This window comes from Nocardia sp. JMUB6875, assembly GCF_041154655.1.
In the GTDB taxonomy this organism is placed as follows: Bacteria; Actinomycetota; Actinomycetes; order Mycobacteriales; family Mycobacteriaceae; genus Nocardia.
The window spans coordinates 1-13,583 of record NZ_BAAFGR010000185.1 but is presented as its reverse complement, the minus strand read 5'-3'; the positions used below and the strand labels follow the sequence as shown (position 1 = coordinate 13,583).

At 69.2% G+C, this 13,583-nt stretch carries 14 protein-coding genes; 4 read left to right on the top strand and 10 right to left on the bottom strand.

From position 1 onward, the window contains the following. Positions 1 to 96 precede the first annotated feature (96 nt). The gene (locus ACAM49_RS33340) at positions 97 to 531 is read right to left on the bottom strand and encodes a MarR family winged helix-turn-helix transcriptional regulator (RefSeq protein ID WP_369639526.1); all 435 of its coding nucleotides are present in this window, start codon (positions 529 to 531) and stop codon (positions 97 to 99) included. 72 nt (positions 532 to 603) lie between these two features. Here ACAM49_RS33340 and ACAM49_RS33335 point away from each other — a divergent pair, with 72 nt between their 5' ends. After that, positions 604 to 1,248, top strand: coding sequence for a maleylpyruvate isomerase family mycothiol-dependent enzyme (locus ACAM49_RS33335; protein WP_369639525.1), 645 nt, complete (start codon positions 604 to 606; stop codon positions 1,246 to 1,248). On the opposite strand, the gene ACAM49_RS33330 is transcribed toward ACAM49_RS33335, so the two are convergent. From ACAM49_RS33330 to ACAM49_RS33315, 4 genes are all read right to left on the bottom strand, one after another. Then, positions 1,196 to 3,064, bottom strand: a complete 1,869-nt coding sequence (locus tag ACAM49_RS33330) for a HEAT repeat domain-containing protein (protein ID WP_369639524.1) — start codon at positions 3,062 to 3,064, stop codon at positions 1,196 to 1,198. The two genes, ACAM49_RS33335 and ACAM49_RS33330, sit on opposite strands and share 53 nt — an antisense overlap. A 94-nt stretch (positions 3,065 to 3,158) precedes the next feature. Next, complete coding sequence (locus ACAM49_RS33325) at positions 3,159 to 3,602, bottom strand: TIGR03618 family F420-dependent PPOX class oxidoreductase (RefSeq protein WP_369639523.1); 444 nt, start codon at positions 3,600 to 3,602, stop codon at positions 3,159 to 3,161. Between the two features lie 65 nt (positions 3,603 to 3,667). Beyond that, the gene (gene hflX, locus ACAM49_RS33320) at positions 3,668 to 5,203 is read right to left on the bottom strand and encodes a GTPase HflX (protein WP_369639522.1); all 1,536 of its coding nucleotides are present in this window, start codon (positions 5,201 to 5,203) and stop codon (positions 3,668 to 3,670) included. Between the two features lie 42 nt (positions 5,204 to 5,245). Continuing rightward, positions 5,246 to 5,617 (bottom strand): MerR family transcriptional regulator, encoded by a 372-nt coding sequence (locus tag ACAM49_RS33315; protein ID WP_369639521.1) that lies wholly within the window; start codon positions 5,615 to 5,617, stop codon positions 5,246 to 5,248. A gap of 83 nt (positions 5,618 to 5,700) precedes the next feature. Between ACAM49_RS33315 and ACAM49_RS33310 the strand changes: the two genes are divergently transcribed. Continuing rightward, positions 5,701 to 6,840 (top strand): alkene reductase, encoded by a 1,140-nt coding sequence (locus ACAM49_RS33310; RefSeq protein ID WP_369639520.1) that lies wholly within the window; start codon positions 5,701 to 5,703, stop codon positions 6,838 to 6,840. An 8-nt stretch (positions 6,841 to 6,848) separates the two neighbouring features. Here the strand turns inward: ACAM49_RS33310 and dapF are convergent, their stop codons facing one another. From dapF to ACAM49_RS33290, 4 genes are all read right to left on the bottom strand, one after another. Continuing rightward, positions 6,849 to 7,742 (bottom strand): diaminopimelate epimerase, encoded by an 894-nt coding sequence (gene dapF / locus ACAM49_RS33305; RefSeq protein WP_369639527.1) that lies wholly within the window; start codon positions 7,740 to 7,742, stop codon positions 6,849 to 6,851. Between the two features lie 29 nt (positions 7,743 to 7,771). Further along, the gene (locus ACAM49_RS33300) at positions 7,772 to 8,593 is read right to left on the bottom strand and encodes a TrmH family RNA methyltransferase (protein WP_369639519.1); all 822 of its coding nucleotides are present in this window, start codon (positions 8,591 to 8,593) and stop codon (positions 7,772 to 7,774) included. Between the two features lie 117 nt (positions 8,594 to 8,710). Beyond that, positions 8,711 to 9,613 carry a tRNA (adenosine(37)-N6)-dimethylallyltransferase MiaA gene (gene miaA / locus ACAM49_RS33295; protein ID WP_369639518.1) on the bottom strand — a complete coding sequence of 301 codons (903 nt, stop codon included), beginning with the start codon at positions 9,611 to 9,613 and terminating at the stop codon, positions 8,711 to 8,713. Next, positions 9,610 to 10,353 (bottom strand): hypothetical protein, encoded by a 744-nt coding sequence (locus tag ACAM49_RS33290; protein ID WP_369639517.1) that lies wholly within the window; start codon positions 10,351 to 10,353, stop codon positions 9,610 to 9,612. Before ACAM49_RS33290 ends, miaA begins: the two co-directional genes overlap by 4 nt. A 212-nt stretch (positions 10,354 to 10,565) precedes the next feature. On the opposite strand from ACAM49_RS33290, the gene ACAM49_RS33285 reads away from it, so the two are divergent. Next, complete coding sequence (locus tag ACAM49_RS33285) at positions 10,566 to 12,035, top strand: DUF349 domain-containing protein (RefSeq protein WP_369639516.1); 1,470 nt, start codon at positions 10,566 to 10,568, stop codon at positions 12,033 to 12,035. Between the two features lie 75 nt (positions 12,036 to 12,110). Here ACAM49_RS33285 and ACAM49_RS33280 read toward each other — a convergent pair whose 3' ends face one another. Continuing rightward, positions 12,111 to 13,040 carry a zinc-binding dehydrogenase gene (locus ACAM49_RS33280; protein ID WP_369639515.1) on the bottom strand — a complete coding sequence of 310 codons (930 nt, stop codon included), beginning with the start codon at positions 13,038 to 13,040 and terminating at the stop codon, positions 12,111 to 12,113. 81 nt (positions 13,041 to 13,121) lie between these two features. Here ACAM49_RS33280 and ACAM49_RS33275 point away from each other — a divergent pair. After that, on the top strand, positions 13,122 to 13,583 hold a 462-nt coding region (locus ACAM49_RS33275), incomplete at its 3' end, for a TetR/AcrR family transcriptional regulator (RefSeq protein ID WP_369639514.1).

The following is a 13,583-nucleotide window of genomic DNA, read 5'->3' as shown; positions in this document are numbered from 1 at the left end:
CCCCCACCTCAGCCATGTCCGTCTTGCCCGATTCGCCATCCACCCCACCACTCTCCCGCCGAGCGGCACATCGCGGAGGATTTTCGCAGGGACGAATCACTCATAGGGATCGGTGATTTCGCGGAGACGGGACATGATGTCCTGGAGTTGGCGCATGCGGGTGCGGCCGAGGTGGGCGGCCCATTCGGACTGGACACGGTCGGCGATTTCGTTGGAGAGTGCTGCCAGTTCGAGGCCGCGGGCGGTGAGGCGGATCAGGCGGGCGCGGGCGTCCGCCGGGTCGGGGACCCGCTCGACATAACCCGCGCGGACGAGTTGATCGACCAGGAAGCCTGCGGTTTGCTTGGTGATCTGCGCTTGCTCCGCCAACTCGGTGAGCCGCGTGCCCTGCGGCCCGATCCGCCCCGCGAGCCGACCCTGCGCGACGGTGAGATCCCCGTACCCCTCCTCCGCGAGCGCCGCATAAATCCGCTGCTCCATCGACCGATGGGCAATGAACATCAGCAAGCCCACGTTCAGCTCGTCGCCCATCCCACTCCTTGCACTAGTCAGATTATCTGACTATATTGGTCAGACTCACTGACTAATCCTAGAGGTGCCGCCGTGGACCGCGAAACCAGTTGGAAGGTCATCGAGCAACAGCGGCGCGCCATCGCCGACCTGCTCTCCGACCTCACCCCCGAGGAATGGGAAACCCCCTCCCTCTGCACAGGCTGGCGAGTCCGCGAGGTAGCCGCCCACGTCGCCCTGACTCCCCAGCCACCGTCACCGCGCGTCATGCTGGCCACCGGCCTCCGCGCCCGCGGCAACTACAACCGCTTCATCGACATCCTCACCCGCACCCACGCGAATCAGCCCACCGCGGACCTGGTTTCGCAACTGCGCACCCACGCGGCGTCCCAACGCCTCCCCTCCCTCACCAACTACCGCAACATCCTCTTCGACACGATGGTCCACGGCCAGGACATCGCAATCCCCCTGGGCCGCACCATCGATATCGCCCCCGAGGCGGCTGCCGCAGCCGCCGATCGCGCAGTCGAAGTCGGCTGGCCGGTCTGGGACAAGCGCCGCCTCGACGGAATCCGCCTCCACGCCACCGACATCGATTGGACCCACGGCACCGGCCAGGAAATCCAAGGCCCGATCGTTTCCCTGCTGCTGCTGATCACCGGCCGTACCGCCCGGCTCGATGACCTCAGCGGCGACGCCCTACCCCTGGCCGTCTCGCGCCTGAGCACCACTCCCTGACCGTCGAGGGGTCGGTGCGGGAGTGGTGATCAGGGCCGGATGGTCGGCGGATTGCCGTGGCGGCGGCGCGGCGGACCCGGGGATCGGGATCGTCGAGCAGATTGTCGAGTGCGGGACGGAGTGCTTCGCACTCCAGGGTGGCGACCTGATGTGCCGCCGTCGCGCGTACCTTCGGATCGGGGTCTCGCATCGACGCTCCGATGACGTGCTCCGGAAACCAGTCGCGGTGATGGGTAAGCAAGCGGAGGTAGGCGCGGCGCACACCGGGATCCGAGTGAGCGATGTAGTCGAGATACCGGCGCGGGCCGGGCATACCCGCCATGGCGCGGCCCGCTGTCGCCCGGACGCGTGGCGAGCCGGTACAGAACAGCTTCCACAGCGTCGGCTCGGCCCGCGGATCGCCGATTCGACCGAGCGCCTTCGCGGCCGAAGCGGCAAATGCGGTGTCGCACAGGCGGATCAAGGCCGGGACGGCGCGGTGGTCGCCGTGGCGGGCCAGGATGCGGGCCGCACGATCGCGGACGGCGGGTTCGATATCGTCCACGGCGACCAGCGCCGCGTCCACGGCCGCCGCCGGACTGATCCGAGCGAGTGCGCGCAGGCTGTGATCACGCGCGTCGGCGCCGCCCGTAACCGCCATCGCCGCAAGCGTTTCGATCGCCTCGGCCGAACCCAGCGTTCCCAGCGCACTGATACCCTGCGTCCAAGTCGGATGCTCGCGTAGTTTGCGGCAGATCAGGGGCACGGCCTCGGTTGCGCGGAGTTTGACAAGGGCATAGAGCATGTCGCTGTACCAGACGGACTCGTCGAGGTAGGCGATGAGAGCTGGAATGTGCGCCGGACCGCGGTCGGCCAGCCATCCGGGATCCTCCTGCCACGGCGGATCGATCGGCGAGAGAACTCTCGTCCGCAGCACAGCCATGGCCTCGGGTCCACCGATCTCCCGCAGCCGGCGAGCAGCCGCGATTCGGGGCGAGAACCAGGCCCGCTCGGGCCGCCGCACGATTCCGCCCAGCGCGGCGACCTCCCCCCGACCCGCGGGCCTACCCGACAGACCCTTGATCGCGGCCGCCACGATCTCCGGCCGTTCATCGGCGAGCCGACTCCGCCGGCGATCCGCGTCGCTGGTGGCCCGCGTCGCGATCATCGCCTCCCAGGGATCGAGCGAATCCCACCACCGGCCCGCGAGGTCGGGCGCGAGTGGCCCATCGCTGGCGGCGTAGATCGCCCATTGGATCACCTCTCGACAGCACGCCCGAGACTCGGTCTCATAGGCGGTGAGCAACGTCGACAGGAGTGCCGAATCATTCTTTGCTGCAACGTATTTCGCGAAGTCGTGCCAGTGACCCTCAGGATGCGCGGGCGCGGCCACGGGAGCCGCCTCGACCGCGGCGATCGAGGGCAGCGGTACACCCAATTTCTCGGCGAGCAATCGGTGCGCATCCCGGAAGTAGGAATAGTTGCTGGCACCGGATATCTCGTTCAACTGCGCGAAGCGGATCGCCGCCGCGGCACGCCGACCGGAGATCCGCTCGACGTGATCAACCGGCAGTTCCGCGTCCCGCCGCCGCGACATCGCGAGCAGCGACACCACCGGTCGCGGCACACCCCTACGCAACAACTCCGTGTCATCGACCCCGGTGCGCCGCGCCTCCGACAACAACGCCGCCCACCTGACCGTCTCCCCCTCGGCCCCGGGAATCGCGCAGGCCCCCTCGGCAACCCGCTCGACATACTCGATCAGCGGCTTCCCGTCATCCCAAAGCCACCCCCGATAAACCCGCGCCGCAATGCGCCGAATCCCCTTGTCATCCATCAACTCTCATTGAACCCCACCTCGCCCACACCCCACCACCGTATTTCAGAGCGTTGGTGCCGCGCCTGGAGATGATCGCGCGGAGGCCCATTCGTCACGCCGGATTCGAATAGATTCGCGTGGGCGTGACGAATACGACCGTACCGCGTTTTTCGCGCAGGGCCGGGCCGTAGGTGTCCCAATCATGTTTCACGCCCGCGGCATCGAAGACCTCGTGGATAAGACGCCACTGGTGGTCATCGTCGACCTCCGGATGCGGGTCGTCGGGGCCGATCAATTGGGCCGAGCCCTCGACGGTGGTCCATTGCCAGCCGCTGCGGATGGTGAGCGCGATGGTGGGATCGGCGCGCAGGTTCGTCAATTTCGCTGTGGCGCTGGGAGATACGAAAGCGACCGCGTCGGCTCCGGTCAGTGGATGCGGCAGTACACCGGCATTCACGACCGTGGCCTGCGGCGTGCCGTCCGAGCGGAGCGTGACGGCGACGCTCAGGCCGCTGTCGAGGGGAACCAGATCGGCGAAGGACTGCACATCGGCCACGAGCGCTCCTCTTCGTCTGTCGTCTCGGTAGGAGGCATCCGGGGATGGCCTCCTACCGGGACGGGTCAGGCTTGCGAACCGGTCGGTTCGACGACGGCCGAGTCGGTGTCGTCGCTTGAGCCGCCCGCGTGGGCGTACTCCGTCAGCTGCCCGGCCAGGGAGTTCGGGACTCGGGCGCGGACCCGGGTGCCGGTCTCCTCGTGCTCGGAGCTGAGGATCTTGCCGTCGGCGTGAATGCGGGCCAGCAGATCGCCGCGCGTGTAGGGCAGCAGGACGCTGACCTCGACATCGAGGCCACCGAGGATCTGTGCCAGGCGGTCGCGGAGCTGATCCAGGCCCTCACCCGTGCGAGCCGAGACGAAGGCCGCGTCGGGCAGCCAGCCGCGCAGCTGGGTCAGATCCAGCGGATCGAGCGCGTCGATCTTGTTGACCACCAGGAACTCCGGCGGCGCCGGGCTGTTGGTCTCGCGCAGGACATCGGTGATGACCTCGCGCACCGCCTTGATCTGCTGATCCGGCAGCGGATCCGAACCGTCGACCACGTGCAGCAGCAGATCCGCGCCCGTCACCTCTTCCAAGGTGGAGCGGAACGCCTCGACCAGCTGGGTCGGCAGATGGCGGACGAAACCGACGGTGTCGGTGAACACCACCTCGCGGCCGTCCTCGAGGGCGGCGCGGCGGGTGGTCGGATCCAGGGTGGCGAACAGGGCGTCCTGCACCAGGATTCCGGCGTCGGTCAGCGCGTTCATCAGCGACGACTTGCCCGCGTTGGTGTAGCCGACGATCGCGACCTGCGGGATGCCGCTGGACGCCCGCTTGGCGCGCTTGGTGTCGCGGGCGGTCTTCATCTCGCGAATCTCGCGGCGCAGCTTCGCCATTCGCTCACGGATGCGGCGACGATCGGTCTCGATCTTGGTCTCACCGGGACCACGCAGACCCACACCGCCATTGCTGCCGGCGCGACCACCGGCCTGCCGGGACATGGACTCACCCCAACCGCGCAGCCGCGGGAGCATGTACTCCATCTGGGCCAGCGAGACCTGCGCCTTGCCCTCACGCGAGGTGGCGTGCTGGGCGAAGATGTCCAGGATCAGGGCGGTGCGGTCGATGACCTTGACCTTGACGACCTTCTCCAGCGCGGTCAGCTGCGCGGGAGTCAGCTCACCGTCGCAGATCACGGTGTCGGCGCCGGTCTCGAGGACGATCGAGCGCAGCTCCTCGGCCTTACCGGAACCGAGATAGGTGGCCTTGTCCGGCTTGTCCCGGCGCTGGATCAGCGCGTCGAGCACCTCGGAACCCGCGGTCTCGGCCAGCGCGGCCAACTCGGCCATGCTGGCATCGGACTGCGCGGCCGTGCCCTCGGTCCAGACGCCGACCAGGACCACGCGCTCGAGGCGCAGCTGCCGGTACTCGACCTCGGTGACGTCTTCGAGCTCGGTCGACAGACCCGCGACACGACGCAGCGCGGCACGCTCCTCGAGCTGCTGCTCGCCAACGGTCGGCGCGGCCGACCAGCCGTTCCGGCCGGTTTCGGGGGCGTCGTTGAACTCCTCGTCGAGGTCTTCGGCGGGAGTGAACTCATACGTTTCTGGCTTACTCATACACCTCCATAGTCCCACGTCCCAACGAACGACCGCATTCGGTTATTTCGGGGCGAAGCGTTCGCCCGCTCGGGTGATGACATCGTCGAGGACTTCTCGCGAGCGGAGGAGGTCGGCGATGGTGCGGTCGATGCGGTCGCGTTCCGAACGCAATTCGTGGACCAACTCGGGCGTGGCGCGCTCGTTCGCGCCGCCGTCGGTATCGCGCATGCACGGGAGGATCTCGAAGATCTTCTTGCTGTTGAGGCCAGCGGCGAAGAGTTCCTGGATGTGGATGACGCGGTCGACGGCCATGTCGGGGTAGTCGCGTTGGCCGCCGGGGGTGCGGGTGGGGACGAGGAGGCCCTGCTCCTCGTAGTAGCGCAGCGAGCGTTCGCTCACGCCGGTGCGTTTGGCCAGTTCACCGATTCGCATGCGGCACTCCGGGTTCCGAGGCAGAGACCTCACGGGTTCCGAGGCTTGCACCTCACATCAATGTCAGGTTTTACCTTACCGGCATGACGAACACAGACCTCTTCACCACCGGCCGCATCGGCACCCTGGAACTCCCGAATCGGCTGGTCATGGCGCCGCTGACCCGCAATCGCGCGGAGGCGGACGGCACGCCCTCCGAACTCATGGCCATCCAGTACGCGCAGCGGGCGACGGCCGGGCTGATCATCGCCGAGGGAACCACCCCGAATCCCGTCGGCCAGACCTACCCGAACATCCCTGGCATCCATACCGATTCGCACATCGCGGGCTGGCGGCGCGTCACCGACGCGGTGCGGGCCCGGGGCGGACGGATGTTCCTGCAACTGCAGCACGGCGGACGCGTCGGACACCCGGACAACAGCGGTCTGATTCCGGTCGCACCGTCCGCGATTGCACTGCCGGAACCCATTCACACCCCGTCGGGGCCGCAGCCCGCCGTGACTCCGCGCGCGCTGAGCCTCGCCGAAATCCAGGACACCATCGCCGATTACGCCACCGCCGCCCGCAATGCGGTGGCCGCGGGCTTCGAGGGCGTGGAGATCCACAGCGCCAACGGCCATCTGCCGCACCAGTTCCTGGCGGGCAACACCAACCGCCGCACCGACGCCTACGGCGGATCGATCGACAACCGCATCCGCCTCACCCTCGAGGTGGTCGACGCGGCGATCGCCGCCATCGGCGCGGACCGGGTCGGCATCCGCATCGCCCCCGGAGTCACCGTCAACGGCATCGCCGAGGACGACACCGACGAGCTCTACGCGGCACTGGTCGCCGCCCTCGCCGAACGCGATCCGGCCTACCTGCACCTGGTGTTCGCGGACCCGGAAAACCCCCTCTACCACCGGATTCGCCAGCTCTGGCCGACCGCCCTCATCGCCAACCCGAACCTGGGCTGGGGCGTCCCCCTCCCCGCCGACGGCGGCCGCGCAGCCGCGGAAGCCCTCCTCGCGGCGGGCGCGGACCTGGTCTCCCTGGGCCGCTCGTTCCTGGCGAACCCGGACCTGGTGGAGCGCCTGAAGATCGGCGCACCGCTCAACCCCCTCCGCGACGAGCCCCTGATGTATGTCGGCGGCCCCGAGGGCTACATCGACTACCCGACCCTCGACACCGCCACCATCTCGGGCCCCGCCGCGGTTCACGCGCTCAGCAGCACCGCGGCGTGATCAACGGCTCAGTTGTCCTGCCACCACTTGGCGGCGACGCGGCCCGTCGCGACCAGTTCCGACGGGCCGCGCAGCCAGGCTGCGCCGTTTTCGATGCCGACGGTTACGACGCCGCCGGGGATGCGGACGTTGATGTGGCCGACATCGGAGGCCAGGTCGAAGCCGTCGGCGGCCAGGGCGGCCGCGGCGGCGGCGACGGTTCCGGTTCCGCAGGAGCGGGTTTCGCCGACGCCGCGTTCGTAGACGCGCATGTCGACGCCGCGCTCGCCGTCGGAGCCGACGGTGAGGGCGGTGAGGATCTCGACGTTGACGCCGCGCGGGAAGAGGGTGTGGTCGAAGCCGGGGAGATGCTCGAGGTTCAACTCGGCGAGGGTGGCCGGGGTCAGGGCGGGGTCGACGCAGGCCAGATGCGGGTTGCCGACATCGATTCCGAGGCCGGTGAATTCGCGGCCGTCGACATTCGCGGTGGAGGTGCCGAGGGTTTTGACGCGACCCATGGCCACGGTCACCTCGCCGTGCACCGGATCGGCGTGGTGGACCACCACCGGACGGGCGCCCGCGCGGGAGCCGACCACGAATTCCTCGCGCTTCTCCAGCCCGGTCGCGACCAGGTAGTGGGCGAAGACGCGGACGCCGTTGCCGCACATCTCGGCGATGGAACCGTCGGCATTGCGGTAGTCCATGAACCAGTCCGCGCCGCTGACGCCCTCCGGCAGTCCGGCCAGCACGCCGTTCTCGATCAGCGCCGACGCGCGGGCGACCCGCAGCACGCCGTCCGCGCCCAGCCCGCGCTGACGGTCGCACAGGGCGGCGACCCGCGATTCGGTGAGCTCCAGCCACACGTCCGGATCCGGCAGCACCACGAAATCGTTCTGGGTGCCGTGGCCCTTGCTGAATTCGATATCGGCCGCGCTGTTCTCGCTCATAGTCCTCACCGTAGTGCCCGGCGCTGCCGGGCTATCTCGTAGAGGGCCACCGCGGCCGCGGAGGGCGAGCCGAGGGTGCCGTCGGTCGGGATGCACACCAGCTCATCGCACACCTGCCGCCAGGCGGAGGTCAGCGCTTCGCTGTCGTCGCCGAGGACCAGGACGGTGCCGCCGTCGAATTCCGCTTCGTCGAGGGCGAGGCCGCCATGGTCGTCACTGCCGACGATACGGGTCGCGATTCCGCGGGCCCGCTGCCGGTCCCGGAACGCCGCCACCTGCGCGGGACCGGAGGCGCGCAGCACCGGGATCGCGAACAGCGCGCCATCGGAGGCGCGCACGCTCTGCGGGTCGTATTGGTCCACGCCGGAACCGGTCACGATGATCCCGCCCGCGCCGAAGGCCACCGCGGAGCGGATGAGCGCGCCCAGCCGGATCGCCGACGCGGGCCGGTCCACCACCACGACGGGCACCGGATCACCCGGCGCGCCCGGGGCGAACTCCTCCAGTTCGGGCCGCCTGGTCACCGCCACCGCCACCAGTTCCGGCACCGCCTCGCCGGGCTCTGCGAGCTCCACCATCACCTCCGGCACCAGCCCGACCCCCGGCACGCCGCCGGTCTCGAGCAGCTGCCGCACCCAATCCGGCGGCTCGGGCGCGCCCAGCCGGTACACGAGAGTCTCCAGCGGCCAATGACACTCGACCGCGCGGGTGATGGCGCGCCTGCCGTGCACCAGGAATCGGCCGTCACGCGACCGTCTGGCCCTGTTGCCCAGGTACTCCCGCCACAATTCCACCGAGGCATTCCGCGTATTCCCACGGCCCGTCACCACAGCAACGTAACGCGCGACCCCGACATCCACGGCGAGAATCTGGCGTGTCCGCTCACCGTGGAGTGTCCGGGATCGATCACCCGGGAAGGCGTGTGCCGGTGCGGCGTTCGGCGATCAAGCCTGTTCGATGATGGCCGCGGCAGTCGCCGACAGTTGCGGATCCGCGCCGTCCACCCAGTGCACGCGCTGATCGCGGCGGAACCAGGAGCGCTGGCGGCGGACGTAACGGCGGGTGCCGATGAAGGTGCGCTCCTGGGCCTCGGCCAGGTCGTATTCGCCATCCAGGTAATCCAGGACCTGCGCGTAACCGATGGCGCGGCGGGCGGTTTGGCCGTGGCGCAGACCCTGGGTGATGAGCTGCTCGGTCTCCTCGACGAGACCCGATTCGAACATCTTCGCGGTGCGCAACTCGATGCGGGCATCCAGTTCGGAGGTGTCGCGATCGACACCGATAATGACCGTGCCCCAACGGGGTTCGCCGATCTGCGGCGCGGAGGCGGCGAAGGGTTTGCCGGTCAGCTCCACCACCTCGAGCGCGCGCACCATGCGGCGGCCGTCGGTGGGCAGAATGGTCTGCGCGGCGACCGGATCGGCCTGCTTCAGTGCCTCGTGCACCGCGACGGTGCCGCGATCGGCCAGCACCGCCTCCCACTTCGCGCGGATCTCCGGATCGGTGGCCGGGAAATCCCAATCATCAAGCAGCGCTTGGACATACATCATCGAGCCGCCGACGATGACGGGGGTGTGGCCGCGCGCCATGATGGCCTCGACATCCGCGCGCGCGGCGGACTGATAGGAGGCGACGGTCGCGGTCTCGGTGACATCGAGGACGTCGAACTGGTGATGCGGGATGCCGCGGCGTTCGGGCACCGGCAGTTTCGCGGTACCGATATCCATGCCGCGATACAGCTGCATCGCGTCGATATTGACGATCTCGCCGTCCAGCCGTTCGGCCAGGTCCAGGGCCAGATCCGACTTCCCGGTGGCGGTGGGTCCGACCACGGCGATGGGCCTCATCGCGCGGCTCCCGAACGCCAGACGCTGACGTGGTAGCCGACGCCGAACGGGGCCGCGGCATAGAGCGTTTCGACCTCGGGATCGGCCGCGTCGGCGGCGAAGAGTCCGGCCAGCACCTGGTAGGCGGGGCGGCCCTCGACCTCGAGTTCGGCGCACAGCTGAGTATCCAGCGCTGCCAGGGCCCGCCGGTCCCCCGCGCTCAGCGCGCGATCGATCTCGGCCTGCACGCCCTCGGCGCGCTCATCGAGGTAGCGCGGAGCCTTCAGCGACAGGGTTGCCGCACCGTCGCCGACCACCAGCACCGCGGTCGGTTCGGGCTCGGAATCGAGTTCCGCGCGCAGGTAGCGGCCGAAGGTCAGGGCCTCGTCGGCGGAGGCGTCCGCCGAGATCAGACGGCATTCCGCGACGACGCCGGGCGCGACCTGTTCCCGCAGCCAGCCTGCGATCAAGGCGGGCAGCGGCAGGAGCGGATCCACGCTGCGGCTAGCAGAGACACGCTCGGCCATCGATCCGGCCAAACCAACTCGGACGTCCACGCCGTATCCCCGGAATGTGCCCACCGATTCCGAACCGATCACCCGGTCCGTTTCGACGGCCTCGGAGTCCGCCACGCCGACCACGATCCACCGCGACGCGCGGGCGGCCAACTCCCCCGCCGCACCCAACACCGCAGCTCGCAGCGTTGCGACCGGGCCATCACCGACGGCACCGGCCGTACCCTCGAGTTCGGGTACCAGCACGGGCGGCGAGGGAACCAACGACGCAACACAGAACACGCCGTCAACCGTAGCGCTAACGCACCTCACCAGCCCCACCCCGGCCGGACCGCCGCGCCGCCGAAGCGGGCTCAAAGACAGCATTTCCCATCTCAGCCTGGTTGAATGGGATGCAGTTAGACGAATGAGCTAGGGCGTAACCAGGCAGCCGTGACGCGCGGCAGGGACGAGGAGCAATGAGCGACAACAACGGAACCGAGAAGGCTACCCACCCGGAGTCGACCCCGACGCCCAAGCCCGGCGCCGCAGTGCCCACCCCGAGCTCAGCCCAGGTTCCCACCCCCAGTGAGAGCGCCAAGCCGTCTCCCGCGGCCGCCGCGGCACCCCGTCCGGGTGGCCCGCGCCGCAAACCTGAATCCCCCAAACCACATGCCGTCAAACCCGCGCCCGGCCCGGCCACCCCGCATCCCCATCCGGTGGTGGTCCCGACCGTGAGCGACCCCAGCCAGTGGGGCCGGGTCGACGAGGACGGCACCGCCTGGGTCAAGACCGCCGACGGCGAACGCGTCATCGGGTCCTGGCAGGCCGGTGACGCCACCGAGGGCCTGGCCCACTTCGGCCGCCGCTTCGACGATCTGGCCACCGAGGTCGCGCTGCTCGAGGCCCGGCTGGCGGCCGGCACCGACGCCCGCAAGACCAAGGCCGCCGCCACCGCGCTTGCCGAAACATTGCCGACCGCCGCGGTGATCGGCGATATCGACGGCCTGACCGCCCGGCTGCGGGCCATTATCGAACACTCCGACGAGGCGGCCGCGCACGCCAAGGAGGAGAAGGAACGCACCCGGCACGAGCAAACCGAGCGCAAAGAGGCCCTGGCCGCCGAGGCCGAGCAGATCGCCGCCGAGTCCACCCAGTGGAAGGTGGCCGGTGACCGGCTGCGCGAGATCCTCGACGAGTGGAAGACCATTCGCGGCGTGGATCGCAAGGTCGACGACGCGCTGTGGCGGCGCTTCTCCAAGGCGCGCGAGGCGTTCAACCGCCGCCGCGGGGCCCACTTCGCCGAGCTCGATCGCGAACGTGCCTCGGCCAAGACGCGCAAGGAAGAGCTCTGCGTGCGCGCCGAGGAACTCTCCGGGTCGACCGACTGGTCCGGCACCGCGGCCATCTTCCGCGACCTGCTCACCGAGTGGAAGGCCGCCGGCCGCGCCCCCCGCGAGGCCGACGAGCAGCTGTGGCGTCGCTTCAAGGCCGCCCAGGACGTCTTCTTCGCGGCCCGCAACACCGCGGCGACCGAGCGTGACCACGAGTTCGAGGCGAATGCCACCGCCAAGGAAGAACTCCTGCACGCCTACGAGAACATCGACCCCGAGTCGAACCTCGACGCCGCCCGCAACGCGCTGCGCGAACTCCAGGAGAAGTGGGACGCCATCGGCAAGGTGCCCCGCGAGCGCATGCACGACCTGGAATCGCGCCTGCGCGCCATCGAGAAGAAGGTCCGCGAGGCCGTCGACGCCCAGTGGCGCCGCAGCGACCCGGAGGCCATGGCCCGCGCCGCCCAATTCCGCGAACGCGTAGCCCAATTCGAGGAACAGGCCGCCAAGGCCCAGGCCGCCGGCAAGACCAAGGACGCCGAAAAGGCCCTGGAACAGGCCAAGCAATGGCGCGAATGGGCCGAAGCCGCCGAAGGCGCGGTCAGCCAGCGCTGAAAACGGCATCGGCACAATGAAATCTGGCGCGACCCGCTACGGGTCGCGCCAGATTTTGTAAGAGCGGCGACAGCGTCAGTCGAGGTCGAGGACGGCCTTGCCGTGGAGGCGGCGGTCCAGGAGGGCGGTCGCGGCCTCGGAGGCGTGTTGCCAGGAGCCGCGCCAGGCGATTTGGGGGTCCAGGCGGCCGTCTGCGATTTCAGCTGCCAGCCAGGTGAGGTCCGGGGCCAGGTCGGGGCAGGACAGTAGGAAGAAGGTCACCAGGGAGCGGTTGTGGCGGCCCTCGTGGCCGAAAAGTGCTCCGTAGGGGAAGGATTCGCCTTCGCCGTGGGAGTGACCGACCGCTACCAGGGTGCCGCCCTCGGTCAGGCGCTCGAAGGCGGAGACCAGGGCTGGGCCGCCGATCAGCTCGAGGACGCCGTCGACCGGGGCGGTGAGTTCGGTTGGGTCGGTGATGATTTCGTGTGCGCCGAGCTTTTGCAGGCCGGGGCCCTGGCCTGCCGGATCGCCGGTGGCGGCGATGACGTGCGCTCCCCCGCGCCGGGCCAGTTGCACGGCGAAGCGGCCGACGCCGCCGCTGGCGCCGGTGATGAGGATCCGCTTGCCGAGCAGGGGGCCGATGCGGCGTAGGGCTCGTAGTGCGCTCGCGCCCGCGACCGGGACGGTGCTGATCGCGCCGAGGTCGGCGTCGGCGGGCACCGTGCCGAGGAGATTCGTGTCGACGGAACGCAATTCGGCCCAGCCGCCGCCTTCGCCCAGGGTGACTACCGCGGTTCCGGCGGCGGGTCCCGAACCATCGGCCGCGGCGCGTTCGACGATTCCGGCCGCGTCCCAACCCAATACCGTGCCCTCGGGCGCATCGGGAATCCCGAAGGCGACCTCGCCATTGTTCAGCGAGGTGGCGGTGATGCGGACCAGGGCCTGGTTCGCGGCGGGATCGGGATCCGGCGCCTCGCCGAGGCGAAGCCCTCCGGCGGTGGAACGGTCGACCAGCAGAGCGCGCATATCGAGCTACCTCTCAACAGAAAATGTCACTGAGTGGCAAATTACCTCGAGGGGCATTAGCCGACAAGTTACAGTTGCCGCATGAGCCTCGCGATCCCCGACGACCTGCCCCTGCGGGACCGCAAGAAGCTGCGCACCCGGCAGACCCTGATCGACACCGCCCTGACCAGATTCACCGACGACGGCTTCGACGCGACCACGCTCGACGCCCTCTGCCGCGACGTCGAGATCTCCAAGCGCACGTTCTTCCGCTACTTCAAGAGCAAGGAAGACGTGGCCATGGCCCCCACCCAGGACCTGTGGGCCACCTTCCTGACCCAACTGGAAACCATCACCCCCCGCACCGACCGCCTCCTGGACCTGCTCGAGGACACCCTGCTCGCCGCCCTGGACCAGATGCCGGACGAGGGCTGGGCCGACCGCGTCCTCCGCAGCCGCCGCTTGGCCGCCGAAGTCCCCTCGATGAACGCCCACGGCCTCGAATTCTGCGACGCCACAACCCGTTCCGCCCTGACCACCCTCACCACCCGCTTCGCCCTGAAC